The sequence below is a fragment of the Acinetobacter brisouii genome (assembly GCF_008993995.1).
Classification (GTDB): Bacteria; Pseudomonadota; Gammaproteobacteria; order Pseudomonadales; family Moraxellaceae; genus Acinetobacter; species Acinetobacter brisouii_A.
This window is the reverse complement of sequence record NZ_BKNN01000028.1, coordinates 1-24,749: the sequence shown is the minus strand read 5'-3', so window position 1 is coordinate 24,749 and position 24,749 is coordinate 1. Positions and strand designations below refer to the sequence as shown.

Annotated in this window: 23 protein-coding genes, 1 tRNA gene and 1 pseudogene; 16 read left to right on the top strand and 9 right to left on the bottom strand. The window is 43.1% G+C overall.

All coding sequences use genetic code 11. The features are described from left to right. Positions 1 to 285 precede the first annotated feature (285 nt). Positions 286 to 2,472, top strand: a complete 2,187-nt coding sequence (locus tag GBN19_RS08495; protein WP_215903487.1) for a solute carrier family 23 protein — start codon at positions 286 to 288, stop codon at positions 2,470 to 2,472. Positions 2,473 to 2,546: 74 nt separating this feature from the next. Here GBN19_RS08495 and GBN19_RS08490 read toward each other — a convergent pair whose 3' ends face one another. Then, positions 2,547 to 3,335: an IclR family transcriptional regulator gene (locus GBN19_RS08490; protein ID WP_151709897.1), complete on the bottom strand. Its 789-nt coding sequence runs from the start codon at positions 3,333 to 3,335 to the stop codon at positions 2,547 to 2,549. A gap of 415 nt (positions 3,336 to 3,750) precedes the next feature. Between GBN19_RS08490 and GBN19_RS08485 the strand changes: the two genes are divergently transcribed. Genes GBN19_RS08485 through GBN19_RS08475 form a run of 3 tightly spaced genes read left to right on the top strand, consistent with a single transcriptional unit; the run spans position 3,751 to position 7,072 of the window. After that, positions 3,751 to 5,817 (top strand): FUSC family protein, encoded by a 2,067-nt coding sequence (locus GBN19_RS08485; RefSeq protein ID WP_151777837.1) that lies wholly within the window; start codon positions 3,751 to 3,753, stop codon positions 5,815 to 5,817. 2 nt (positions 5,818 to 5,819) lie between these two features. Continuing rightward, on the top strand, positions 5,820 to 6,026 hold the full coding sequence (locus GBN19_RS08480; RefSeq protein ID WP_151709899.1) for a DUF1656 domain-containing protein: 207 nt from the start codon (positions 5,820 to 5,822) through the stop codon (positions 6,024 to 6,026). A 29-nt stretch (positions 6,027 to 6,055) separates the two neighbouring features. Then, a complete protein-coding gene (locus GBN19_RS08475) occupies positions 6,056 to 7,072 on the top strand; it encodes an HlyD family secretion protein (RefSeq protein ID WP_151777836.1) in 1,017 nt (338 codons plus the stop codon). A gap of 98 nt (positions 7,073 to 7,170) precedes the next feature. Here the strand turns inward: GBN19_RS08475 and ruvX are convergent, their stop codons facing one another. From ruvX to recN, 3 genes are all read right to left on the bottom strand, one after another. After that, entirely contained in the window at positions 7,171 to 7,611 is a 441-nt protein-coding gene (gene ruvX, locus GBN19_RS08470; RefSeq protein ID WP_151709901.1) for a Holliday junction resolvase RuvX, read from the bottom strand. Next, complete coding sequence (locus tag GBN19_RS08465) at positions 7,604 to 8,158, bottom strand: YqgE/AlgH family protein (RefSeq protein ID WP_151709902.1); 555 nt, start codon at positions 8,156 to 8,158, stop codon at positions 7,604 to 7,606. Before GBN19_RS08465 ends, ruvX begins: the two co-directional genes overlap by 8 nt. 94 nt (positions 8,159 to 8,252) lie before the next feature. Further along, complete coding sequence (recN, locus tag GBN19_RS08460; protein WP_151777835.1) at positions 8,253 to 9,929, bottom strand: DNA repair protein RecN; 1,677 nt, start codon at positions 9,927 to 9,929, stop codon at positions 8,253 to 8,255. Between the two features lie 272 nt (positions 9,930 to 10,201). On the opposite strand from recN, the gene ppnP reads away from it, so the two are divergent. The 3 genes from ppnP (at position 10,202) to GBN19_RS08445 (ending at position 12,326) form a co-directional block, all read left to right on the top strand. After that, positions 10,202 to 10,525 (top strand): pyrimidine/purine nucleoside phosphorylase, encoded by a 324-nt coding sequence (gene ppnP, locus GBN19_RS08455; RefSeq protein ID WP_151709904.1) that lies wholly within the window; start codon positions 10,202 to 10,204, stop codon positions 10,523 to 10,525. 108 nt (positions 10,526 to 10,633) lie between these two features. Further along, entirely contained in the window at positions 10,634 to 11,383 is a 750-nt protein-coding gene (gene rlmB, locus GBN19_RS08450) for a 23S rRNA (guanosine(2251)-2'-O)-methyltransferase RlmB (protein WP_151777834.1), read from the top strand. 19 nt (positions 11,384 to 11,402) lie between these two features. After that, the gene (locus tag GBN19_RS08445) at positions 11,403 to 12,326 is read left to right on the top strand and encodes a DMT family transporter (protein WP_151777833.1); all 924 of its coding nucleotides are present in this window, start codon (positions 11,403 to 11,405) and stop codon (positions 12,324 to 12,326) included. On the opposite strand, the gene coaE is transcribed toward GBN19_RS08445, so the two are convergent. Genes coaE through pilB form a run of 4 tightly spaced genes read right to left on the bottom strand, consistent with a single transcriptional unit; the run spans position 12,323 to position 16,755 of the window. After that, the gene (gene coaE, locus GBN19_RS08440) at positions 12,323 to 12,928 is read right to left on the bottom strand and encodes a dephospho-CoA kinase (RefSeq protein WP_151777832.1); all 606 of its coding nucleotides are present in this window, start codon (positions 12,926 to 12,928) and stop codon (positions 12,323 to 12,325) included. The two genes, GBN19_RS08445 and coaE, sit on opposite strands and share 4 nt — an antisense overlap. A gap of 1 nt (position 12,929) precedes the next feature. After that, positions 12,930 to 13,790 carry a prepilin peptidase gene (locus GBN19_RS16230; protein WP_151709908.1) on the bottom strand — a complete coding sequence of 287 codons (861 nt, stop codon included), beginning with the start codon at positions 13,788 to 13,790 and terminating at the stop codon, positions 12,930 to 12,932. Next, positions 13,790 to 15,016 carry a type II secretion system F family protein gene (locus GBN19_RS08430; RefSeq protein ID WP_151777831.1) on the bottom strand — a complete coding sequence of 409 codons (1,227 nt, stop codon included), beginning with the start codon at positions 15,014 to 15,016 and terminating at the stop codon, positions 13,790 to 13,792. Before GBN19_RS08430 ends, GBN19_RS16230 begins: the two co-directional genes overlap by 1 nt. A 29-nt stretch (positions 15,017 to 15,045) precedes the next feature. Next, complete coding sequence (gene pilB, locus GBN19_RS08425; protein ID WP_151777830.1) at positions 15,046 to 16,755, bottom strand: type IV-A pilus assembly ATPase PilB; 1,710 nt, start codon at positions 16,753 to 16,755, stop codon at positions 15,046 to 15,048. A 290-nt stretch (positions 16,756 to 17,045) separates the two neighbouring features. Between pilB and tpiA the strand changes: the two genes are divergently transcribed. The 8 genes from tpiA (at position 17,046) to GBN19_RS08385 (ending at position 23,970) form a co-directional block, all read left to right on the top strand. Then, positions 17,046 to 17,843, top strand: coding sequence for a triose-phosphate isomerase (gene tpiA / locus GBN19_RS08420; protein WP_151709911.1), 798 nt, complete (start codon positions 17,046 to 17,048; stop codon positions 17,841 to 17,843). Between the two features lie 11 nt (positions 17,844 to 17,854). Beyond that, positions 17,855 to 18,187 carry a preprotein translocase subunit SecG gene (gene secG, locus GBN19_RS08415; protein WP_151709912.1) on the top strand — a complete coding sequence of 111 codons (333 nt, stop codon included), beginning with the start codon at positions 17,855 to 17,857 and terminating at the stop codon, positions 18,185 to 18,187. Positions 18,188 to 18,239: 52 nt separating this feature from the next. After that, a tRNA-Leu gene (locus GBN19_RS08410) sits at positions 18,240 to 18,324 on the top strand. Between the two features lie 369 nt (positions 18,325 to 18,693). Next, on the top strand, positions 18,694 to 19,983 hold the full coding sequence (locus GBN19_RS08405; protein ID WP_171494461.1) for an OprD family porin: 1,290 nt from the start codon (positions 18,694 to 18,696) through the stop codon (positions 19,981 to 19,983). Positions 19,984 to 19,993: 10 nt separating this feature from the next. Then, a complete protein-coding gene (locus tag GBN19_RS08400; protein WP_151709914.1) occupies positions 19,994 to 20,329 on the top strand; it encodes a RidA family protein in 336 nt (111 codons plus the stop codon). A 3-nt stretch (positions 20,330 to 20,332) separates the two neighbouring features. Continuing rightward, a complete protein-coding gene (locus GBN19_RS08395; RefSeq protein ID WP_151777828.1) occupies positions 20,333 to 21,583 on the top strand; it encodes an NAD(P)/FAD-dependent oxidoreductase in 1,251 nt (416 codons plus the stop codon). 18 nt (positions 21,584 to 21,601) lie between these two features. Further along, positions 21,602 to 22,939, top strand: a complete 1,338-nt coding sequence (locus GBN19_RS08390) for a D-serine ammonia-lyase (RefSeq protein WP_151777827.1) — start codon at positions 21,602 to 21,604, stop codon at positions 22,937 to 22,939. 95 nt (positions 22,940 to 23,034) lie between these two features. Next, entirely contained in the window at positions 23,035 to 23,970 is a 936-nt protein-coding gene (locus tag GBN19_RS08385) for a LysR family transcriptional regulator (protein ID WP_151777826.1), read from the top strand. Between the two features lie 33 nt (positions 23,971 to 24,003). On the opposite strand, the gene GBN19_RS08380 is transcribed toward GBN19_RS08385, so the two are convergent. Continuing rightward, on the bottom strand, positions 24,004 to 24,507 hold the full coding sequence (locus tag GBN19_RS08380; RefSeq protein WP_228271238.1) for an amidase family protein: 504 nt from the start codon (positions 24,505 to 24,507) through the stop codon (positions 24,004 to 24,006). A gap of 116 nt (positions 24,508 to 24,623) precedes the next feature. Here GBN19_RS08380 and GBN19_RS08375 point away from each other — a divergent pair. Further along, a pseudogene (locus GBN19_RS08375) lies at positions 24,624 to 24,749 on the top strand (IS3 family transposase); the annotation flags it as partial.

Genomic DNA, 24,749 nt, shown 5'->3' with positions numbered 1-24,749 from the left:
ACTCAAATAGTGCGTATGGAAAAAATATATTGATGATTTAAAAATAAAAAATTCATATTATAAAAATTAAAGCTAGGCAAGATCGGTTAGCAATAAAACTGTATAACATTACACATGCTGACAACTGTAATGAGAAAAACTACTATTTGAAAAAAATCCTCTGTCAAGATGATCTTGGCACGTGAAGTTTTCCTTCAAGGATTAGGGATGATGTGTGGTAACCACAAGGAATAGATAGGAACAAAATAACGAGCTGTCTTATTATTTCATTTTAGACGGTTGTTTATGAAAACAATGTTTTTAGATCGGAAGTTTTATCCGAGCGATTTAATGTCAGGTTTGGTGGTGTTTCTGGTGGCGTTGCCACTGTGTTTGGGCATTGCTCATGCATCGGGAGCGCCTTTATTGTCAGGTGTAATTGCAGGTGTGATCGGCGGGATTGTCGTTGGTGCATTTAGTGGTTCACATATTAGTGTTTCAGGCCCCGCAGCAGGTTTAACCGCAATTATCTTGGCGCAGTTAATGGCGCTCGATGGTCAGTATTCGGCATTTTTGCTGTGTGTAATTTTTGCGGGTGTGTTGCAAATGGTCTTTGGCTTTTTAAAGTTGGGGACGTTTGCCAATTTTGTCCCAACCAATGTGATCTTGGGTTTATTGGTTGCGATTGGTTTAATCTTAATTATTAATCAGTTACCCAATTTATTCGGTTTGCATATGGCAACAGTGAAAGATTTGGGGATTCAAGGGATTCCACAGCTTTTACAGCATGTCGATGTCGGTGCCGCCCTGATTGGCGTATTATCCGTTGCCTTGATTTTGTTATGGGATCAAACGCCTTTAAAGAAGTTGCCACTGCCTTCGGCACTGATCGCAGTTGTCTTTGCAGGGGTGCTGAACTGGATCTTGATTCAGTCAGGTTCAAGTTTGGCTGTGGGTGATCAGCATTTAATTGATTTGCCGAACCTGTTTACCTCACAAGAACAAATCTTTTATTTTCCAGATTTTTCACATTGGAATAACCCGCAAATTTATATCGGTGCAGTGACTCTGGCGGTGGTGGCATCGTTAGAAACCTTGCTTAATCTGGAAGCTGCCGACAAGATGGATCCACACAAGCGCAGTTCACCGCCAAATCGTGAATTGTTGGCGCAAGGCATCGGCAATACTTTGTCGGGTTTTGTTGGAGGCATGCCTGTGACGTCAGTGATTGTACGGAGTTCAGTCAATGCAACCAGTGGTTCAAAGACCAAGGTCGCGACGATCTTTCACGGCATTTTACTGATTGTGGCAATTCTGTTTTTAACCCCATTACTCAACGTTGTGCCGCTCTCGGCATTGGCTGCAATTTTGTTGCTGACAGGTTATAAACTTGCACAACCAAAACTGTTTATTCAGCTTTATCAAAAGGGTTGGAAGCAGTTCCTACCGTTTATTGTTACCGTGATTGCCATCATGCTGACCGATTTGCTGATTGGGATTATGATTGGCTTGGTACTCAGTACACTGTTTATTTTACATAGCAATATGCATAGCGGTGTCAAAGTGATTCATGAAAAGCATTTACATGGCAACCTGACTCGGATTGAACTGGCACAGAATGTCAGCTTTTTAAACCGTGTCGCTTTGCTGTCGGTGCTGAATAAAATCAAGCGTCATGAAACTGTGGTGATCGATGCCAGTAATACAGCGTATATCGACCCTGATTTGTATCAGGTGATTCAAGAGTTTCAGCAGGAAAAAGCTGCACAACGTCAGATTGATCTCAAACTTGTGGGTTTTCAGGCACATTATCCTGAATTGCATGAAGATGATGCGATTGATGTCGATGTCAGTACCCGTGAAATGCAGCAGCAACTGACTCCAGAACTGGTTTTGCAAAAACTCAAAGAAGGTAATCAGCGTTTTGTATCGCAGCAGCGTTTACAACATGATATTGCCCGTCAAATTCAGATCACCGCGAAATATGGACAGCATCCAATTGCAGCAGTCTTGGGTTGTATGGATTCACGTGCGCCAACCGAAATGTTGTTCGATGTTGGGGTGGGAGATCTGTTTAGTTTACGAATTGCGGGCAATATTGTAGGGGAAAAAGTTTTAGGGTCGCTTGAGTTCGCCTGTAAGAGTAAAGGTTCTCGCCTGATTGTGGTGTTGGGGCATACCGACTGTGGTGCAGTGACAGCGGCATGTCAGATGTATCAGCAACAGCTTGATGTCAGTCAAGCCAAAGATACCCCGAACATTCAATATGTGTTGAAACCGATCATGTCGGCGATTGAAACCGTCAAAACGCAAATGACTGATTATCAACTGGCACGCAGTTTTATTGATGAAGTCACCATGATGAATGTCAAAAATAACATCGCCTATATTTTAAAACACAGCGATGTCCTGCGTGAAATGGTCGAGAACGGTGAGGTTGGGATTGTCGGTGCAATTTACGATGTGAAAACAGGTCAAGTTGATTTCTTATAATCGATCTTAAAATTACAAGGCGGATGCTTGCATCCGCCTTGTGACATTTTTAGCGATTGAGCTTTTAGCTGGCTTTAGTGTTGGCTCGATTGCTGCTCGACCTGCTCAGCAAGATTCAGATATTTTTTCTCAATCTCAGTGGCATGCTCTTTTAAAGTCTGGATAATTTTTTCCAGATTGACATATTCAAAACGGTTTTTCGAGCCGACTACCGTTAAAGCTACAGGCGCGATTTTATTCGAATATTTAATCGGCACAGATAAACTCGAATACAGTGGATTGACTTCGCCTTGCGAGAAGTAATAGCCCTGTTTCTTAATTTTACGCATGTGCTGAATAAACTGGTTTTCATCCTGAGCAAAACCGACTTGACCGAGTTGCTCGGCATAGCGCTCATAAAAGTTATGTAGCCCTTGCTTGTTCATGTGCGCCACAATAATTTTGGGTGATGCACCAATATACACAGGGCGCGGGCTACCACGACCATAAGACACCAGCAGATTGCCTTGAAAAGACTCATCGTGAATGTCGATACAGTAGTCATGATTCAAAAAGGTCAGTAGGCAGCTGAGTTCGGTATGTTCCACAATATCTTTCATATAGGGAATACTGACCTGAACCAGTGGGTCTGTGGTACGGGAAATATAATCCAGTACCGCAATTTTAGGGCCAAGGGTGTAGTCACCCGAAGTTCCACTAATGCGCTGTAATAAATCGGCTGAAACCAACTCTTTTAAATAGCGATAGCTTGTCGGTCGGGATAAGCCGAGTTCCTGACTAATAATATCGACATTAATGACATGTCGAGAAATGGAGAATAAGTCCAAAACGGTTAAAATTTTACCAAAGCTCGTAACAGCCATAGAGAATAGATTTCCCAAGAAAAAATGGTAAGTCGCTATATTTTATAAAATGCGACATCTTTTCGCTTTAAAAAAACGTAAGATATTCGTATAAAATAACATAAATTATCAAATGAAGATATTATTGTTGACGAATATGTTTTTTTTTGAAAAAATTGCCAAACCAAATATCGAATGAAGACGTTAAATCACATCTTTTGTGCATTAACTGAATTCAACTCTTCGTATTCTCGTTGTCAAAACAACCGAGAAAACCTCCGAATCACATCTCACGCCTATCGATGAGTCTATGGGCTGGGCGAGCTATGGCATTGTGACAGATTTTGCATTTGCTGTTTGTGTAGCAAATGTGGGCGAGGTGCTGTCTATGATTTTGGCGAAGAGAACACTATTTTCATTATCTTGAGAGATAGGCATGTTGCTCTATAAACAGTTGTTGGCATTTCGTCCTTCAAAAATGGATTTTATCTTTGCGGTAAAAACCTTTATTGCAGGGATGCTAGCGCTGTATATCGCGTTTTGTTTAGATTTGACTTATCCGATGTGGGCGATTGGCACAGTGATGATCATTGTCAATCCATATTCGGGCATGGTGTCTTCTAAAGCGGTCTATCGTCTGTTTGGGACAGCCGCAGGTGCGATTGTGGCAACCATCATTACCCCGCATTTGATCAATACCCCCTTTTTATTTATGTCAGTGTTGGCTGTTTGGGTGGGCTTTTGTTTATATATCTCTTTGCTTGATCGAACACCGCGTAGTTATGTGTTTATGCTAGCGGGTTATACCACTGCAATGATTGCCTGTAACTCGATTAATAATATTGAAACAGTCAGTGTATTTGATATGGCACTCGGGCGGGTCTTGGAAATCTCACTGGCAGTGGTCTGTACAGCGGTGGTTTTTTCAGTGATTTTCCCTGTTCATCTTGGCCCTGCGATTCAGCAACGTGTTGATAAGACATTAAATGATACTCGCCAGATTTTTCAAAAGATTTTAACGGAACATCATCAGGACAATAACTATAGTGAATTGTTAGGTGCGATTACCCGAGATATTGCAGATATTCATGCCTTGGCTGTGCACTTGAACTATGAAAAAGGTGAGCTGCAAGGCATGACCAAGCCAATTCAGGAATTGTTGCATCAGATCACCATGATTGTTTCAAACCTGACGGCAGCGGCAGAGCGTATTCGTCAACTCAACGCAATTGATGGGCACTATCAGCAAGGGGTGCTGACCTTACATCAACATATTCGGGCATTTATTGTCAGTAAGACACAGATTCAAGAAGCCGATTTAACGGCATTGCCCCCTGAGTTTGAACAAGATTTTCAGCATTTAAAGCGGTTGGCGTGTCCAGAGCAGCAAATTATTTTGGCGGGTCTGAAGATGGACATTCGTCATTTGATTCAAAATGTTTTCACTGTCAAATTAATTTGGCAATTGATTCAACGTGGTGAAAAGCATATTCCAGAATCAATCGCCACCTTAACCACCAGTTATCCAAGCTTACACCGTGACCACGGCATGGCATTGCGTGGTGCATTGGCGGCTGTGGTGGCAATTTTTGTGTCCTTTTCACTGTGGATTTATAGTGGCTGGAATGCAGGTTATATGATGGCGCAGCTTGCCGCCGTTTCTGCGTGTATTTTAACGGCAATGGATAACCCAGTACCTGCCTTAAAGATGTTTATTCGAGGCAGTATCTATGCAGGGATTCTCACCATTATTTATATTTTGGGCATCATGCCTGAGGTGAAAGAGTTTTGGCAGCTTGCTTTGGTGCTTGCACCGACCTTGATTATTTTTGTGATGATGTATCCACATCCGTCACTCACAGGTTTGGCACTTCCAACCATGGTGTCCTTCATCATGAGTTTGAACTTACAGAACCGTTATAGTATTGACCCTTTAAAGTCCTTTGAAGCATGTTTGGGGAGTGTTGCGGGGCCGATTATTGCAGTCATGGCGGTATATTTTATTCGGGCAATTTCCCCTGAGGAAAGTGTCAACAGGCTGTTGTCTAAACATTATAAAGCCATGCGTGAAGCGCTATATTTACCGTATGGCGTTGAATTTCGTATTCATTTACGCAGCATGCTCGATCGGATCGGGTTGCTCAACACCAAGTTGGTTCAATCCGAAGCGTTAAAACAAGCCATGAATTTGGCCTTGATTGAAACCAGTGCCATTGTGGATTTGAGTCGACTCAATGAATTGGCACACCGTGCAGATATCAGTCAGCAGTTAAAAATACATATCGGCGAGTTACAAAATTTGCTAGATGACGCCTTTCGTAATCAAGAGAAGCAGTTGCACTTGGATGAAGAGATCAGAGCGCAGGTGATGATGAAAATTACTGAGATTGAGCAGCAATTACAACAGCCAAATGATCACGATCTGCAACAGCGTTTACAGATTAGTTTAAACAACATTCGCAGCAGTATTTTTCATCGTCCAACGATGCAGGCAGGGGCATAAGCATGGGTGAATTCAATCTATATGGCGTGTTTGTGCCAAGCTTTCTGATTCAGGCAATTTTAGCCTATATCGGTTTTCTCCTGTTAGGACGTGGCACGGATCGACTGATTCAACAAGGCTGGATCGCCTTTCCTGGGGTGTTTAACCTCAGTCTGTATATGGTTTGCCTATTGCTGACCCACTGGGTGTTTGCCCAGTTCTCGTATTAATTTAGGTGATGTAAGTTTAGGATAAAGTTATGAGTTCGTTTGATGCACGTAAAGTTGTTCGACCCGTGGTTACACTGGTGACCTTGCTCGTTGCAATTTATGCTGTGGTACATTTGTGGGACTACTATAATGCTGAACCGTGGACACGTGATGGTCGTGTACGAGGTGATATCATTCAAGTCTCTTCAGATGTATCGGGTTTGGTCACGGATGTTTTGGTACAAGATAACCAGACCGTCAAAAAAGGTCAGGTTTTATTTAAAATCGATGTGGCTCGTCAGCAGTTAGATGTTGAGCAGGCACGTGCTGATCTTGCCAAATCCAAAGCAGGCTTGGCACAAATGCAGGCAAATCTACTACAAGCCAATGCCAATCTGGTGAAATCCCAAGCAACGACCCGTCTAGCTGAAAAAAATGCCAGTCGTTATGCCAACTTGATGGAAGGTGCGGTATCGAAGCAAGAACAAGATCAGATGTTTGCAACGCGTGATGAGTCACATGCCGAAGAAGGACAACTCAAAGCTGCAATTGAAGAAGCCAAAGCCAATATTCAGCAGCAAAAAGCAGCGGTTGATGTTGCACAAAGCACTTTAAATTTGGCGGTATTGAATTTACATCGTTCTCAGGTTGTTGCGCCAGCAGATGGCACCTTGTCGAACTTTAGCTTACGTGCAGGCAGTTATATCAAAGTTGGGGATAATGTCGCTGCATTGATTGATCGTAAGCAGTTGTATGTCGTAGGTTATTTTGAAGAAACTAAACTAAATCGCATTCATTTGGGCGATCACGCGACCATTCAGCTCATGGGTGATTCGCAAAAAATTAAAGCCCATGTTCAAGGTGTGGCTTCAGGGATTGATGACCGTGAGCGCTCAACCAGTTCGACATTATTGGCAAACGTCAATCCAACTTTTACGTGGGTACGTTTGGCACAGCGTGTTCCCGTCAAGTTTATTTTGGATGAAGAGCCACATAATCCATTGGCATTTGTGGCAGGGCGTACCGCAACCATTCATATTTTAGAGAATCAGCCTGCCAAAAAGTAAATTACGCTTTGGGCACATCACCTAAAAGTTGTGTTTATCCGACATGCCCAAGAAAAAAACCTGCATTGTTGCAGGTTTTTTTATTTTGAGTCGAAATGCTAAGGCGTAATGCCTTCTGGCTGACGATACCAGCTTTCAAGCAGTAATCCTGCAGCCAGACTATCGGCAGCCACACGTTTGGCACGTCCCTGACGTTGAAAGGCACTGAGTTCTTCACGGGCTTCGCGTGTGGTCAGGCGTTCATCCAGCATCCACGTGGTGATGTTGGTTTGATGACGCAGGCGACGGGCAAATTTACGTGCGCGCATCGACAAATCAGATTCTGAATCATCCATGTTCAACGGTAAGCCAACCAAAAAGACATCGGGTTGCCACTGTTTCACCAGTTTTAACAGTTCATCCCAATTGGGAATGCCATCTTTCATGGGAAAGAGCGGAAGCGGATTGACACTTTGGATGGTAGTTTGACCCACTGCAATGCCCATTTTCTGTGTGCCAAAATCAAAAGCCATTAACGTTTGCATAGTGTCTTCAAGCATGACCAATCTCGGAAGCGAGCCAGTTACGATCAATGCCGATTTTTTTATAGGCAGCATCCCAACGGTCAAGGTAAGGCAAGTTAAAAATCAGATCCATATCGGCATCACACATCAGCCAGTCACCGCGAGCGATTTCTTCTTCAAGCTGATTTTTTGTCCAGCTGGCATAACCTAAAGCGATTTGATAACGTCCAACGCCTTCATTGTGAGCAATCGCATCCAAAATATCTTTACTGGTGGTAATGCAGATATTTTCACCAACCGCAATTGAGGAATGCCAAACTGGCTGTCCTGTATGTAAAACAAAGCCTGCCTCAGGGCGTAGAGGTCCACCTTGCAAGACTTCGTGCGGCTGTACATTGTCTGCATCAATTTCCAAGTCATTAAGTAATTCTTTGACTTGAATCCCTGCTGGGCGGTTAATGATAATTCCCTGTGCACCATCGGCATCGTGACGAGCCAAATAAATCACGGTGTTGGCAAAAAAATCGTCTGCCATGTCAGGGGGAGCAATCAGACAACGATGCGTCAAATATTGTTTGCTCACCTAAGCCATTCTCCTAAAATTCGCTGTATCAATGTTATATTGAGTCCTTTTATCAACATACAAGACGAAATCGCTTTCGCCAATAGTTTTTTCTTTAGGATTTTCCGATCTTTGTATGCTGGAATTTCAATTGGCGTAGCTGTTTGGCATGTTGCAACGTGGTATTGTTGATCTCGACACCCCCTGTCATACGAGCCAGTTCCTGAATGCGCTGCTCTTCGTTGAGGGCAAAAATTGTGCTGCTTGCAGGGTCGGTTTGCTGTTTTTGAACCAATAAATGCTGATCAGACTGTGCGGCAACTTGTGCTTGGTGCGTAATACACAGAATCTGCACATGTCGTGCCAAGTCAGAGAGCAAACGCCCGACAATTTCAGCCGTTCCACCACTAATCCCGACATCAATTTCATCGAATACCAACACCTCAGCATCGGTTTTTTCGGCATTCATGACTTGCATCACCAAGGCAATCCGTGACAACTCACCGCCTGAAGCAACGCGTGCCAATGGTTGTGCAGGAATCCCTTTATTGGCTGTAAACAGCAGTTGAATGAAACTTAAACCCTCAGCACTTGGCTGTTCTAGAGGTTCAAACTTAAATTCAAAGTAGGCTTCAGGCAGTGCCAATGGCTTCACCTGTTCAGTCAGTAGTTTAGCCAGTGGTGTGGCGGCATCTCGACGTAATTGATCAAGCTGTGCTGCCAATGCTAAAAATGCCTGTTCAGTTTCTTTGACATGTTCTGCAAGGGTTTCAGGATCATCCAGTTGTTGTAATTGTTCAAGCTCCTGTTGCCATGTGGCATATTCAGCTTGTAGCTCATCGGGCTGGGTGCGGTATTTACGTGCCAAACGATGGAAGATTTCAAGCTGCTGATTAAGTTGTTCCATGCGTTCAGGGTCAAAGCTCTGACGGTCAATAAACTGACGTAAATTGCCCGTTGCATCTTCAAGTTCGCTTTGCGCATTAACCAGTGCGGTATAAATATTGGAAAGTTGTTCACTGCGTCCAACATGACTTTCAAAGCGGCGCACCACGCTTGCCAGTTCTTGAGTCAGGTTTTGTTCTGCTTCATCAAGAACATTTAAACCGTAGGCACAGTCCTGCATGATGTGTTCATGGTGGCTGAGACGGTCAAACTCTTGCTCGATTTCAGCGTAGTTATATTGCAAGATGTCTTCGAGTTCTTCGAGTTGCAATTCAAGCGTCGCAATTCGCTGTAAACGTGTGGCTTGAGCCTGTAGTGCGTGTTCATGCTGACGAATGGCTTTTTGCCAAGTGCTATAGGCATCACGAGTCGCTTGAGCAGGTTTGGCAAAGTTACTGTAGCGGTCGAGCCATTGTTTTGGATAGGGTGGTTCAAGCAGTTGCTGTTGGCTGTGCTGACTATAAAGTTGAACCAATAAGCGCCCTAAATCTTTGAGTTCAGCCAGACTAGTTGGGCGTCCATTAATCCATGCCTTACTGCGTCCTGTGGCAAAAATAACACGTCTTAAGTGAATTTCACCAGATTCATCTGCAAGCTCATGTGCGGTGAGCCACTGAGCCTCTAAGGAATTTTCAGCATAGCTAAAAATTGCAGTGACATCGGCTTTATCTGTGCCATAACGCACCATATGACTATCGGTACGCTCACCAAGGCAAACAGAAAGGGCATCGAGCAGCAAGGATTTTCCTGCGCCTGTTTCCCCAGTTAGGACATGAAAGCCTGCCTCAATATCTAAGGCTAAATGATCAGCTAAAGCAAAATTAATGAGAGTTAAGTGAGTCAACATATATGGACGCATCCAGACTGCGAAAAATGATGTTTAAATGAATCGAGTTTTGAGTCACAACAGTTTCATCGTTTGAACATGATCATACAAAACATCTTGACGCTGTAAATAAGATTTTTATATCAATCGTATATTCTGACGCTAAAAAATCGCTTACGGTATAAAAATTGCTAATTCACAGTAAAATTAGATGATGATTGATTCAAGACTCAGCCCTAATTAAACTAGACCCACTTTATTTAAAATAAATGCGCATTATTTGGAGAATACGCATGTCTGCTCAGTATGATCATGTTTCAGTGGTAAAAAAATCAAATGTTTATTTTGGTGGCTTATGTATTAGCCATACAGTTCAATTTGAAGATGGAACGAAAAAAACGCTCGGGGTTATCTTACCTACAGAACAAGCTTTAACGTTTGAAACACATGTCCCTGAACGTATGGAAATTATTTCAGGTGAATGCCGCGTCAAAATCGCAGACAGTGAAACGAGTGAACTGTTCCGTGCAGGTCAGTCTTTCTATGTACCAGGCAACAGTACATTCAAAATCGAAACAGATGAAGTTTTGGACTACGTTTGCCACCTAGAAGGTTAAGCAAAACACGGTAAAATCCGTTAAACTATGCTCATCATCAATCCTGTAAAGTTGGCTTTGCAGGATTTTATTTTTTTATTTGCATTGTTTTTTTGAGGTCATCCGTTCATGGCAAAACCAGAATACTACTATGGCGTACATTCAGTGGAATCACTGTTGGAACTTGAGCCAGAACGAGTACTGACTTTATTTACCCTTAAAGGGCGTGATGATCAACGTTTGCAACGTATTTTGCAACTGGCTGAGCCATTTGGCATCAGTGTGCAAAAGGCGAGTCGTGACAGCTTGGAAAAACTGGCAGGTTTGCCATTTCACCAAGGGATTGTGGCTGCTGTACGTGCACATCCAACTTTAAATGAAAAAGATCTCGATCAACTGCTTGAACAACATCCAAATGCTTTGCTTTTGGCACTCGATCAAGTCACAGACCCGCATAACTTGGGTGCATGTATTCGTACTGCAGCTGCAATGAGCGTGCAAGCGGTGATTGTTCCACGTGACCGCTCTGCAAGTTTGACACCAACTGCACGTAAAGTTGCGGCAGGCGGCGCAGAAAAAGTGGCATTTATTCAGGTGACTAACTTGGCACGTACTTTGGCGCATATTAAAGAAGAACATCATGTGCGTGTTGTGGGTACGATGCTGGATGAAAAGGCTTTACCAATTCAAAAATTTGATTTTACAGGCGCTGTGACCATTGTTATGGGGGCAGAAGATACAGGTCTTCGTCCAATTACACAAAGCCAGTGTGATCAAACTGTTTTTATTCCTATGTCAGGTAACCTACAAAGCTTAAATGTGAGCGTTGCAACGGGAATGGCACTGTACGAGGCTTGCCGCCAGCGCAACAGCATTTAAGTGATCATTCGAGCGAGCGATGACCTCACGTAATCAAGGCTATTTATTTGTTGCAATCACCATGTTGATTTGGGGAGGATTTACGATCTTCTCCCGTCTCAATGCACAGTGGCATATCAGCGCATGGGATGTGTGTGCTCTACGTTTTACGATAGGTTTTAGTATTCTGATGCCGATCTTAATCTGGCGTCGGGAAACTGCATTTTTGTGGAAAAGAGAGCCATTTATTTTGGGACTGCTTGGCGGTGTTGCTTATTGCTTGACGTCCTATTCTGCTTTTCATTATGTGCCTGCTGCCCACGCAGCCATTTTTCTAAATGGTTGTATCCCATTATGCACCGCAGTGGCAGGGTATCTGCTGTTTAAGCAGCCTTTTGATAAACATACATGGATCAGTTTAATCATTATGCTCGTAGCCATTTCGGCGATGAGTGTGATGATGTATGAAGAAACCCATGTTGCCTTGAATATTGGCGATGGTCTATTTTTCTTGTCGGCGATTTGGTGGGGCGTATTTACGGTACTGCTGAAGCATTGGAAATTGTCAGCTTGGCAGTCGATGAGTGGGGTGGCGATCTGGTCAGCGCTGATTTACTTGCCAATCTATATTCTGTTCTTACCGAAGCATTTTCATGATGCGAGCATCATGCATTTAGCCATCCAAGGCTTTTTTCATGGCATCTTGGTCGTGATTGTTGCAACCTTGAGTTATGTGGCTGCGATTGAACGTCTCGGGGCTTTTAAAACAGGAAGTATTGTCACCCTTGCACCGTTTATGGCTGCAATTGTGGCTGTGCCATTGTTGGGTGAACCGTTAAATACTGCAATGATTTGTGGTTTGATTGGCATGGGTGTTGGAGCCTTGCAGCCTTGGCGTTGGTTTAAGCGTAAAGATGCCTTAGAGGAACAACTTGCTGCACAGAAAAAAACAGCTTCACATTAAGAAGCTGTTTTTTTTGCATCGTCTAGATACTGTTGATGCAAGGGTTCAAGCTGTGCATAGAGATGGCTGAGTTGACCATCATTCATCACAACATCGTCGGCACGCCGTTGTTTTTCATGACGGGGCATTTGATGGGACATGATGGTTTGAATATGCTGATGTGAGCTTTGATCACGTTGGCTTGCACGCTCAAGCTGTAAATGTTCAGGCGTATCAATCAGTAAATTACGTTGAGTTAAATGGGTTTGCTCAGTTTCAAATAGCAGGGGCGAGACCAGAATCACATATGGACTCTGTGCTGACTCTAGCTGTTGAATAATGCTTTCTCGAATAATAGGATGAGTAATATTTTCCAAAATCTTTTTCGCTTCAGGATGTTGAAAAATATGTTCACGCAAAGCACGCCGATTGAGTTCACCATTTTCAAGTAGAACCCAGTCTCCAAACTGCTGTTGAATGCGCAAGAGAGCAGGTTGCCCGACTTGAACGACTTCACGTGCCACAACATCTGCATCAACAACTTCGATGCCTTGCTCAGAGAACCAGTCACTGGCAACGGTTTTACCACTGCCAATACCACCTGTTAGACCAACCACGTACATGTTATTGACCCAAATAGACTTTCATAATCTGATCACCCCAGAGAAAGGCAATCCAGCCTGCGATTGCAATATATGGGCCAAAGGCAAAAGGCTGATTCTCTTTACGGACTTTTAACAGAATGATGCCAATGATAGCTCCCACCACTGAAGATAATAAAATAATCAATGGTAGCATCAATGGTCCCATCCATGCACCTAAAGCTGCCAGTAGCTTGAAGTCACCATAGCCCATACCTTCTTTGCCTGTCACGACTTTAAAGAGGATATAAACCACCCATAGACATAGAAAACCAATCACAGCTCCCCAAATCGAGAGTGTCGGGGTGGTATATAAACTCAAGCTGTTTACAGCTAAACCAGCACCTGCCAGCGTCAGGGTAAAACGGTCGGGTAAAAGCTGAGTATCAAAATCAATAAAAGTCAGTGCAATCAGTACCCAAGTTAAAACAACACCTGCCAGCATTTGCCAAGTTGCACCAAAAACAGCAACCACAACGATGGAACAGACACAGGTCAATAATTCAACCAATGGATAGCGCTTACTAATTGGATGTTGACAACTGCCACAACGTCCACGAAGTAACAACCAACTGATTACAGGGATATTTTGATACCAGTGAATTGCAGAATGGCAGCTTGGGCAAGTGGAGGGTGGCGTGCTCAGGGTGAGTTTTTCATGTTCAATAATGGGTTGTTCAGGATGTAGGAGAAGTTGACATTCTTGTTTCCATTCCTGTTCCATCATTTTTGGGGTGCGAAAAATTACGACATTGAGAAAACTGCCAATACAGAGACTGAGCAAACCGATGGCAATATATAGTGCTGTCGGATTGTGAATGAAATAATCAAGCAACTCAGACATTAGACCACGGAACCCATTTGGAAGATTGGAAGATACATGGCAACAACTAAACCACCCACAAGAACCCCAAGAATGGCCATAATGAGAGGTTCCATCATAGCTGTTAAACCATCAACAGCATTATCCACTTCATTTTCATAATAAGTGGCAACCTTATCTAACATAGCATCTAATGCACCCGATTCTTCACCAATAGCCACCATTTGGATCGCCATAGACGGAAAAATGTTAGCAGCACGCATTGCAAATTGGAGTTGCTGACCTGTTGAAACATCTTCACGAATTTTCATGACAGCTTTTTCATATACAATATTATTGGTTGCACCTGCGGTTGATTCTAGTGCATCAATTAAAGGTACACCTGCAGCAAAAGTAGTGGCAAGAGTACGGCTATAACGCGCAATAATCGCTTTATAAACAAGATCACCAAAGATCGGAAGTTTTAAAGACAGCTTATCAAGCCCATCTCTGAACTTTTGACTCCGCTTTTTTGTCTCGATGATCGCAAAAATAACGAGACCAATTCCAATAATCATAATAAACCAATATTCTTGCATCCATTTTGACATATTGACCACCATTTGGGTAAATGCTGGTAATTCTGCGCCAAAGGAGCTAAACAAGTCTTGGAATACAGGAACCACTTTCACCATCAAAATAATCGTGACAACAATTGCAACCACGATCACGGTAAGTGGATACTTCATGGCTTTTTTGATCTTTTGTTTTAAAAGTTCGCTTTTCTCTTTATAAATTGCGACCCGTTCGAGCATGGTTTCAAGGGCACCCGATTGCTCACCCGATTCAACCAATGAACAGAATAAGCGATCGAAATATTGAGGATATTTCTTTAATGCACCTGCAAAGGTATTTCCTCCTTCAACCTCACCTTTAATCCCTAGAACCACTTCACGCATAGCAGGGTTATCTAAGCCTTCTGCTACAATCTCAAAGCTCTGTACCAAAGGTACTCCGGCTTTCATCATCGTGGCAAGCTGGCGTGTAAAAATGGTGATATCCAGTGTCGAAACGCGTTTTTTGAAGATATTTTCAAGGATGTTACGACGTTTTTCACGAATAGACTGAACATCAATCCCCTGTTTTCTTAAGGTGATTTTTGCTAAAGCCATATTACGTGCCGAAAGCTCCCCCTTGATCTTGATACCCTTACGATCAACCCCCGCATAAGCAAATGTCGGCATCGCCTCAGCTTTTTTAACCGCCATAGTATTATCCTTTTTTTAATCTCTATGTATTAATCACTTGTGACACGATTGACTTCCTGTAAAGAAGTCACCCCCTGCATCACTTTCTTTAAACCTGAACGTCGCAGGTTATGAAAACCCAATTTGGCTGAAGTTTCAGCAATTTGTAAGGCATTACCATCTTCCATAATCAGTTTGGAGATTTCTGGCGTGATTTTCATGACTTCATAGACCCCAACACGTCCTTTATAACCTTCACGGCATTCGGAACAACCAACGGGTTGGTAAATCTGAAATTCAGGATTTGCCACATCTTCTGTGGTGAACCCCATTTCATATAAACTGTTTGTCGGAATATCGAGTGGTATTTTACACTTTGAACATAGGCGTCGTGCAAGACGTTGTGCAATCACCAAATTAACAGAAGTTGCAATATTAAACGAGGGTACCCCCATATTGCGTAAACGGGTCAAGGTTTCGGGTGCACTGTTGGTGTGGAGTGTTGATAGCACCATGTGACCTGTCTGTGCTGCTTTAATCGCAATTTCGGCAGTTTCAAGGTCACGAATCTCCCCGACCATAATAATGTCTGGATCTTGACGCAAGAAAGAGCGTAGTGCGGTTGCAAAGCTTAAACCCACCTTGGGGTTAACATTGACCTGATTAATCCCCTCGAGGTTAATTTCGACAGGATCTTCTGCTGTTGAAATATTTGAGTTTTCAGTGTTAAGAATATTTAAACCTGTATATAGAGAAACTGTTTTCCCCGAACCTGTGGGTCCTGTAATCAGTACCATGCCTTGGGGCTTATGTAAGGCTTCTAAAAATAGTGCTTTTTGATCATCTTCATAACCGAGGGCTTCAATACCTAACATGGCGCTTGATGGATCGAGAATACGGAGAACTAATTTTTCACCAAACAAGGTTGGTAAGGAGTTAACACGAAAGTCAATAGCTTTGGTCTTGGACAGTTTTAGTTTAATACGACCATCTTGAGGGAGTCGTTTTTCTGAAATGTCCATTTGTGACATGACTTTTAAACGTGAAGCAAGGCGGTTAGCGAGTTGCAATGGTGGCGTTGTGATTTGGCGTAGGACACCATCGACTCGGTAACGAACCCGATAAGATTTTTCATAAGGCTCGAAATGTAAATCTGATGCCCCCATACGAATTGCATCAACCAATAATTTATTAATGTATTTAACAATTGGTGCTTCATCTTCTTTAGTATTTTCATCTGAATTTTGTTCTTCAGGTGAAGATTCATCTAAGGAGATATCAAATTCTTCATCACCAAAACTAAATTCTTCTTTTTCTGCAAAATGTTGATTTATAAAACTTTCAAGTTTGTCATACTCAACAATAACTAACTCAGGATTAAGTTTACTACTAAAGCGAATGGCATCAATTGCATCGATATCGGTTGGATTGCTAATCGCAATATAAATATTATTTCCACGCTTTATTAAAGGAATAACACGATGTTTAATAATGTGTTTTTCTTCAACTAATTCACGTGGTAGCTGAGCGATATCATAACTCGATAGGTCAAACAATGGTTCACTAAATTCAACACAAATCGCCTCAGCGATAATAAATGCTGATAGATGCAAATGATCAATCAAGTAAGGAACTAAATTTTGTTTCGATTTTTTTGCTGCATCAATTGCCTGCAACATTTTATCTTCTGAAGCGTGACCTTCCGCAACTAGACGACGGGCAAAGCCTGATAAGCGTGGCGTAATAGGTGTGTCTGCCATAAATGTATTTGCCTTATTGATGGGATCGTATTGCTCATACTTGGTATTGGATAAATTATACTTTTGTTATCTCAAAATGCTAAGCCCAAATTTAAGGCATGGTATTTTGATGTTTCCAATTCTAAGCATTTAACCCTTTATAAAAAACAAAAAAATTGAATATATACAAGGTTGCTTATTTTGATAGAAAAAACAGCCTTGTGAGATTAAATTGTATAAAAAAGCAAAAAAAGCTTCAATTTAAAAAAAACTGTGTAAAATAAGCCCATTTTCTTGAAAGGGTGTCGTGTATGTCGGGTTCGGCAATTGTACCTTGGGTGATTGGTAACTGGAAAATGAACCCTACTTGGGCGAATTCCCTGCAATGGATTGAACAATTTAAACAATATTTGCAGCAAGCTCCGATCTCAGAACAACAATGTCATTTAGCAGTTGCGCCGATTGCAATTGCTTTAAATCGGGTACAGGTGCAATTAGACAATGCACCACGGACTGTGCATACTGTGGCACAAGATGTTTCACGTTTTGCGGCAACTGGCGCATTTACAGGTGAGGTCAGTGCAACTTTACTTGCAGATAGTCAAATTGGTTATGTCTTGATTGGACATTCTGAACGCCGTGAATTGCTTGGTGATACCCCAGATGTATTGAAAGCCAAAATTACACAGGCATTAGCTGAAGGCTTAACCGTAATTTACTGTGTTGGTGAAACACTTGAGCAACGTGAGCAAGGTTTAGCTGAACAGATCGTTTTACAACAAATTTGTGATGTTGCTCCAGTGATTGGTGAGGAACATTGGCAAAAGCAAATCGTGATTGCCTATGAACCCATTTGGGCGATTGGCACAGGAAAAACAGCATCGGCACAAGATGCACAAGCCATGCATGAAAAAATTCGTGCAGGTTTGACACAATTAAGCACAGCAGGTCAAAACATTGCCATTTTATATGGTGGTAGTGTTAAACCTGAAAATGCTCAAGAGCTTGCAGCATGTCCAGATATTAATGGTGCTTTAGTGGGCGGTGCCTCATTAAATGCAGAATCGTTCTATCAAATTGCACAAGCATTTGCTGTAAGCCAATCTTAAGGAGATTTAACATGCATACATTTGTATTGGTTGTGCATATTTTATTGGCAGTGATGATGATTGTCTTGATCTTGGTACAACAAGGTAAAGGCGCTGAAGCGGGTGCATCTTTTGGTGGCGGCGGTGCTGCAACTGTATTTGGTGCTTCTGGATCAGGCAACTTTTTGACTCGTTTAACGGCTATTTTAACTGCATTGTTTTTTGTCACCAGTATTACATTGGCTGTATTTGCCAAGAAGCAAACAGCAGATGCGTATAGCTTGGGTGCAACAAATGTACCTGTAACAGCACCTGCAAATAATTCGACTGAAACTTCATCAACCACGCAAAAAACTGCAAATTAATCTCAAGAAAGACTTTTCTTTTTTGAATGAAGCGAATAGAATGCACCCACATGCGGTGGTGGTGGAATTGGTAGACACGCTACCTTGAGGTGGTAGTGCTTTCGGGCGTGGGGGTTCAAGTCCCCCCTTCCGCACCAACATTTTAGAAATATAAAATGTTGTTACCAAACAAAAAGGCTGAGTTTGAAAAAACTGAGCCTTTTTTGTTGCCTGTTAAAAATGAATAATCGTATATATTTATTTTAATACATTGATTTTTATTAATAAGTATAAAATTTAATGTCTAATCAGTGATCTCTTCTAAGATTAATATTTTTTGATGAGGCTATTGTCTTATTGCATCTAAATTGATGAACCTTGACTTAAATCCATCCTCAATAGCGTGGCTAGGCTGTTTTAAGTTGCCAATTTGGCAAGGGTTTATTGCGGAAAAAGTGATTGTCGAGAATGCAAGATCGCTTCTATCTTAATCCTCAAGCCATTGAATTTTTTATTGGGGAATGGGGATGAATCGGCGATCAGCAATTTTGGTTTTAAGCAGCTTCACTGGTTTTGTGGGATCAGCAGCACATGCAGAATTTTTCCAAGATGCTAAATCAGATCTGATTTTACAGAATTATTATTTTGACTCGGATTACCGTAATGAAAAAACGGCAACCCGCCCACAGCAAAGTAAAAAAGAAGAGTGGGCACAGGGAGCAACTTTAAATTTTAATTCGGGCTATACCGAAGGCAAAGTTGGGGTTGGTTTAGATGTCAGTGCCATGCTTGGTGCGAAATTGTATTCGAGTGCAGAAACCAGTGGGACTGGGTTGTTGCCGACCTCGACTGCAACATTAGCAGGTGAACCAAGTTATGCACACAATTCAAAAGATGGTTATGCACGACTTGGTGTCACTGCCAAAGTGAAACATGAAAACAATATTTTAAAATATGGCACGTTGCAGCCTGATAATTTGCCTGTGTTGCTACCCAATAATGCACGTCTATTTCCACAAACCTTTCGAGGTTGGAGTTTTGAGTCAACTCAGTTACAAGATGTGAATTTTCGTATGGGACGCATTGATCGGGTCATGCAGCGGGATTCGAGTGATTATACCGACTTGGGCATTGATACAGGCTATACCCGTTATACACAAAGTCGCTCGAGTGATGCTTTTATTTATGCAGGACTGGACTATAAAATCAGTCCAGACGTACAGGCTTCTTACTATTTCAGTCAGCTCAAAGATACTTATGACCAGCATTATTTGGGGTTAAAAGTGACCAAACCCTTAGGGCAGGGTAAATTCACCAGCGATTTACGTTACTTCAATTCTTATGATTCAGGGCAAGCACTGGCGGGCAGCATCAGCAACCAGATGTACACCTCGAGTTTTAGCTATCAACTCAAGCATCATTTATTTAATGTGGGCTATCAAAAAGTCGATGGCAGTGAAGCCTTGCCGTACTTAAAAGGTGCAGGGCCTTATACACCAACTACGGTGATGGTTAGTTATTTTATCTTGCCGCATGAAAGTACATGGTGGTTACGCTATGACTATAATTTTGCAGGGTTAGGTCTGCCAGGTTTGGTCTTGTCCAATAAATATTTACATGGTTCAAATGCCAGAATTACAGGCAACTCAGCCGAGCAAAAAGAATGGGAACGTGACACTGAACTGGCGTATACCGTGCAGTCGGGCAAGTTTAAAAATCTGTCTTTACGCTTGCGTCATGCTTCCTTTTGTTCCAGTCTAGATCGTGGAATCGATCAAACCCGCGTTATTTTGACGTATACCTTTCATTTAAAATAGGATAAAACTGATGCAACTTCCATTTTCTAAAGCCGTTGAAAGTCATGGATTTATTTTCCTGTCAGGTGAAGTGCCTTTAAATGCCGATGGCACGATTCCTGAAGGGATTGAAGCACAAACTGAATTGGTGCTGAATAAGATTGCACAGACGTTGTCACAGCAGTCAGCCAGTTTAAATGATGTGGTCAGTGTCACGGTGTATTTGACCGATAAATCAGATTTTGCGGCATTTAACCAAGTTTACGAACGTTTTTTTGCACAGCCTTATCCAGTCAGAACCACCGTGATTGCAGGTTTGGTGATTGATGCAAAAATTGAAATTACTGTGATTGCCAAAAAAGGATAAGCGATGTCTAAAGAAGTTTTGGTGCTAGGTGCAGGCATGGTCGGAATTTGCACCGCAATCCATTTGCAACAGCAAGGCTATACGGTTACGGTGATTGATCAGTCCGCGCCGGGCACAGAAACTTCCTATGGCAATGCAGGGATTATTCAGAGTGAAGCCGTTGAGCCATATGCCTTTCCGCGTGAATGGGCAAGCTTGTTTAAAGTTGCGCTGAAACAAGATAGCGCGGTGAATTATCACTTAAATGCCTTGCCTGAATATGCTGCGCCATTGTTGAAATACTGGCGTAATTCTAGTCCAGAAACCCATCAGGCGATTTCGAAAGATTATGCTGTGCTGATTCGGGTGGCACTGGCAGAGCATCAGCAATTGATTGCTCAGGCACAGGCGGAAGATCTGATTTTAAAAAATGGCTGGATTCAGTTGTATCGTAGTGAAGCAGCTTTGCAAGACGGGATTCGGGATGCCGAGCATCGTCAGCAGCGTTACGGCGTGCCAAGTCAGATTCTCAATGTCAGTCAAATCAGTCAACTTGAGCCAAATTTAAAAGCTGATCATCCTTTAATTGGCGGAATTCACTGGACACAGCCGTGGAGTGTGATTGAACCCGGTGAACTGGTACAGCGTTATGCACGATGGTTTGAACAACTCGGCGGCACAATGGTTCAAGCCCAGATTCAACAACTCAAACAGCAAGATCATGCATGGCAAGTTCAGACCGATGGGCAGACGTTCACTGCGCCAGATGTTGTTGTTGCACTCGGCCCGTGGTCATCGAAATTTATTAGCGAACTGGGTTATGACAATCCGTTATTTGTGAAACGCGGTTATCATCAACATTATACGCAGGGTAGTCAGTTGACTCGTCCGATGCTTGATGCCGAATATGGCTATGTGCTTGCCCCGATGAAAAAAGGTACACGCCTGACCACGGGTGCGGAGTTTGCCCATTTTTCTGCACCTGCAACCCCTGTGCAACTGGAGAAAACCCAGCAACGTGCCCGTGACTGGCTGGACTTGGGTGAAGCTTTACCAAGTCCTGCATGGCTGGGTCGCCGCCCGTGTAGTGTCGATATGAAACCGTATATTGGTGCGGCGCCACGACACAAAGGGCTGTGGTTTAACTTTGGGCACGGACACCAGGGTTTTACTTTGGGTGCAGCCAGCGGACGTTTATTGGCGGAAATGATGACAGGACAAGTCCAACTGATTGCGGATCGAAATATTTTTTCACCGAACCGAATTGCAGTTTAATCAAGAGCGAAATCTGTTATGCAACCTATTCAAATCGATCAACTTATTGCCGAGTATCCGTTGCTGAAACAGCTACAGAATTTAGAAGAAACGATGTGGTTTAATCCCGCTAGCACCACCTTGGATGTGGCACTGGCAGATGTGGGTTTGACCGCAGAAGATGTAGCACAGGCGCATGCCCGTTTACAGCGTTTTGCCCCGTATCTGATGTTGGCATTTCCTGAGCTTGAAGCGACACAAGGTAAAATCGAGTCGGAATGTGTGGCGATTCCTGCAATGCAAAGCGCTTTACAACAGCAATCTCAGCAAGAGATTTTTGGGCAGCTTTGGTTAAAACTCGACAGCCATTTACCGATTTCGGGTTCGATCAAGGCGCGTGGTGGCATTTATGAAGTGCTGGCACATGCTGAAAAATTGGCGATTGACGCAGGTTTTCTCACGCTTGAAGATGATTATCGCAAGTTATATACGCCTGAATTTCAAGAGTTCTTTAGCCAGTATGCGATTGCAGTCGGTTCGACAGGCAACTTAGGGATGTCGATTGGCATCATGAGTGCCAAAATGGGCTTTCGCGTCACGGTGCACATGTCGGCAGATGCCCGTCAATGGAAAAAAGACAAGTTGCGTGCCAATGGCGTGACGGTGGTTGAATACGAACAGGATTATGGCGTGGCTGTGGAGCAGGGACGTGCTTTAGCGGCTCAAGATCCGCAGTGCTTTTTTATTGATGATGAAAATTCACGGACATTGTTCTTGGGTTATGCGGTGGCAGGCGAACGCTTAAAACAGCAATTCCAGCAAAAAAATCTCATGGTCGATGCGGATCATCCATTATTTGTGTATTTACCTTGTGGGGTGGGTGGTGGCCCTGGTGGCGTGGCATTTGGATTGAAACTGGCTTTTGGCGATCATGTGCATTGTTTCTTTGCTGAGCCAACCCATTCGCCGTGTATGTTGCTGGGTGTGCATACAGGTTTACACGATGCGATTTCAGTACAGGATTTGGGCATTGACAACCTGACTGCCGCCGATGGTCTGGCAGTGGGGCGTGCGTCGGGGTTTGTGGGGCGTGCCATGCAGCGTTTGATTGATGGTTATTACACTCTCGATGACCAACGTCTGTATGACATGTTGCGTTTGTTGAGTGATGTTGAGGACATTCAACTGGAACCTTCGGCTTTGGCAGGCATGTATGGTGCGGTTGTGGTATCACAGGCGCAAGACTATCTAGACGCGCAACATTTCTCAGCACAACAGTTGCAGCATGCCACTCACTTGGTCTGGGCAACGGGTGGCGGTATGGTGCCTGAAGCTGAAATGCAAAAATATTTAGCACAAGGCACAGCTTTTGCTTAACTTAATCGATCACTGCTGCGCGTAGAAAAGCTTCTGCGTGCAGCAACAATCTTTTAAGATGGGTGAATCATCATGGATTGACCCGAGTTTGGACAATGAACTCTAAAATTCTTCAGGAAACCTCGTTACGCTATTTTTTGGAAGTGGTGCGCTGTGGCTCAATTGCCGAGGCATCGCTTAAACTCAATGTGGCTTCATCTGCGATCAGTCGGCAAATTGCCCATTTGGAATCCAATCTGAATGTGTTGCTGTTCGAACGTAAAGCCCGTGGCATGAAACCCACGTCGGCAGGGGAAATTTTGGCGGCCTATGCGCTGAAATTACAACTCGATAGCGAGCGGGTCTTTAATGAAATCAATGCCCTGAAAGGTTTGGATAAAGGCAGTATTAAAATTGCTTGTTCGACAGGTTTTTCACTGGATTTTTTACCCTCGATTATTGCCAAATTTCAGGCAGATTACCCCGGTATTCAAGTGTTTCTGCATGCCGATAGCGGTAAAAATGTCATTAAACAGCTTAAAGATGGTACTGCCGATATTGGTGTGACCTTTAATCATGTGCCGCAGTCTGATATTTCGGTGCTGCACCGTTTAAATGCCCCGATTTACTGTATTGTTACCCCGCAGCATGAACTGGCAGATCGAAAAAACATTACTTTACCGCTGCTTGAAACGGTACGTTTGGCATTGCCACCGCGTGGCATTGTGCTGCGTGATGTGTTTGATGTGCGTTGTAGTCATCAGGGTGGGGTGATTGAGCCGATCTTTACTTCCAATACTATTAGCGCGATTTTGTCTTATGTACTGGCAGGAGGGGTCACGCTCTCGACCGAACTGGTTTTAAAATCTTATCTCAATCAAAATCTGATTAAGGCGATTCCGTTAAAAGACAATATTTTAAATAACTCATTATCGATTGAAGTGTGTAAGTTGAGTGGGCGAATCCTGCCTGACGCGGCACGGGTGTTTTTAGAATATTTATATGATGAACTGGCTGTGCCTGAAATGGTGACGGAAGAGCAGGACACATAGCAGCCGCGAACGACTGCCATGTGGGGGGGGAGCTTAAACCGTAGACGCTGTTTGATCATGCTCAATCTTGCGGATCTGACTGGTATTGACAATGCCTGTTTTAAAGTCGGTATGCGTTTGCATTAATACACTGAGATCGAGTTGTGGCTGCGCCAAATCAAGATCGTGTTCACAGTGCTGCGCCAAGGCATCCGCCATACGCAGCAAGGTGGTGTCTTCGCGGAAGCCTGCGATCATCTGTAACCCAAATGGCATGTTGAGATGATCACGCCCGAGTGGGAAAGACAGTGCAGGGTTGGTCATCAGCGTTACCACATAAGTCAGCGATAACCAGCGGTAGTAATTTTCTAGCGGTTTGCCATTCACTTCACTTAAATACAGGTTTTGCCATGAAAAAGGACTAACAGGCGTTACAGGCGACAAGATCAGGTCATATTGATCGAACAGTTTTTGGAAATCTTTAAAATACTGGGTTTGGGTTTTTTGCGCCCAGACACAGTCGGTCAGTTTCATGCTCGCACCCATTTCATAGTTCATGCGCGGGTTTGGCCCAAGCAGATCAGGGTGATGTGGGTCTAGGATTTTAGACCATGCCTATAAGTGATAATCTACTCCCCAATAAGCATGGGAAATGCTTGTTTTTGGAGTCAACCATGACACGAAGAAAACGTCGTAATCATTCAGCAGAGTTTAAAGTTAAAGTTGCTCTCGCAGCAATTAAAGGCGACCACACACTCGCTGAACTTTCTACTCAATTCGATTTACATCAAAACCAAATC

Bases quoted from the DNA above. Each gene is read 5' to 3' on its own strand.
- GBN19_RS16230 (WP_151709908.1), bottom strand. From the start codon at position 13,790: ATGTCTGAGTTGCTTGATTATTTCATTCACAATCCGACAGCACTATAT.
- ruvX (WP_151709901.1), bottom strand. From the start codon at position 7,611: ATGCTTGAAGACACTATGCAAACGTTAATGGCTTTTGATTTTGGCACA.
- coaE (WP_151777832.1), bottom strand. From the start codon at position 12,928: ATGTACGTGGTTGGTCTAACAGGTGGTATTGGCAGTGGTAAAACCGTT.
- GBN19_RS08475 (WP_151777836.1), top strand. From the start codon at position 6,056: ATGAGTTCGTTTGATGCACGTAAAGTTGTTCGACCCGTGGTTACACTG.
- GBN19_RS08395 (WP_151777828.1), top strand. From the start codon at position 20,333: ATGTCTAAAGAAGTTTTGGTGCTAGGTGCAGGCATGGTCGGAATTTGC.
- rlmB (WP_151777834.1), top strand. From the start codon at position 10,634: ATGGCAAAACCAGAATACTACTATGGCGTACATTCAGTGGAATCACTG.
- GBN19_RS08480 (WP_151709899.1), top strand. From the start codon at position 5,820: ATGGGTGAATTCAATCTATATGGCGTGTTTGTGCCAAGCTTTCTGATT.
- secG (WP_151709912.1), top strand. From the start codon at position 17,855: ATGCATACATTTGTATTGGTTGTGCATATTTTATTGGCAGTGATGATG.
- GBN19_RS08380 (WP_228271238.1), bottom strand. From the start codon at position 24,507: ATGAACTATGAAATGGGTGCGAGCATGAAACTGACCGACTGTGTCTGG.
- GBN19_RS08400 (WP_151709914.1), top strand. From the start codon at position 19,994: ATGCAACTTCCATTTTCTAAAGCCGTTGAAAGTCATGGATTTATTTTC.
- ppnP (WP_151709904.1), top strand. From the start codon at position 10,202: ATGTCTGCTCAGTATGATCATGTTTCAGTGGTAAAAAAATCAAATGTT.
- pilB (WP_151777830.1), bottom strand. From the start codon at position 16,755: ATGGCAGACACACCTATTACGCCACGCTTATCAGGCTTTGCCCGTCGT.
- GBN19_RS08390 (WP_151777827.1), top strand. From the start codon at position 21,602: ATGCAACCTATTCAAATCGATCAACTTATTGCCGAGTATCCGTTGCTG.
- GBN19_RS08385 (WP_151777826.1), top strand. From the start codon at position 23,035: ATGAACTCTAAAATTCTTCAGGAAACCTCGTTACGCTATTTTTTGGAA.
- recN (WP_151777835.1), bottom strand. From the start codon at position 9,929: ATGTTGACTCACTTAACTCTCATTAATTTTGCTTTAGCTGATCATTTA.
- GBN19_RS08490 (WP_151709897.1), bottom strand. From the start codon at position 3,335: ATGGCTGTTACGAGCTTTGGTAAAATTTTAACCGTTTTGGACTTATTC.
- GBN19_RS08430 (WP_151777831.1), bottom strand. From the start codon at position 15,016: ATGGCGGTTAAAAAAGCTGAGGCGATGCCGACATTTGCTTATGCGGGG.
- tpiA (WP_151709911.1), top strand. From the start codon at position 17,046: ATGTCGGGTTCGGCAATTGTACCTTGGGTGATTGGTAACTGGAAAATG.
- GBN19_RS08445 (WP_151777833.1), top strand. From the start codon at position 11,403: ATGACCTCACGTAATCAAGGCTATTTATTTGTTGCAATCACCATGTTG.
- GBN19_RS08495 (WP_215903487.1), top strand. From the start codon at position 286: ATGAAAACAATGTTTTTAGATCGGAAGTTTTATCCGAGCGATTTAATG.
- GBN19_RS08405 (WP_171494461.1), top strand. From the start codon at position 18,694: ATGAATCGGCGATCAGCAATTTTGGTTTTAAGCAGCTTCACTGGTTTT.
- GBN19_RS08485 (WP_151777837.1), top strand. From the start codon at position 3,751: ATGTTGCTCTATAAACAGTTGTTGGCATTTCGTCCTTCAAAAATGGAT.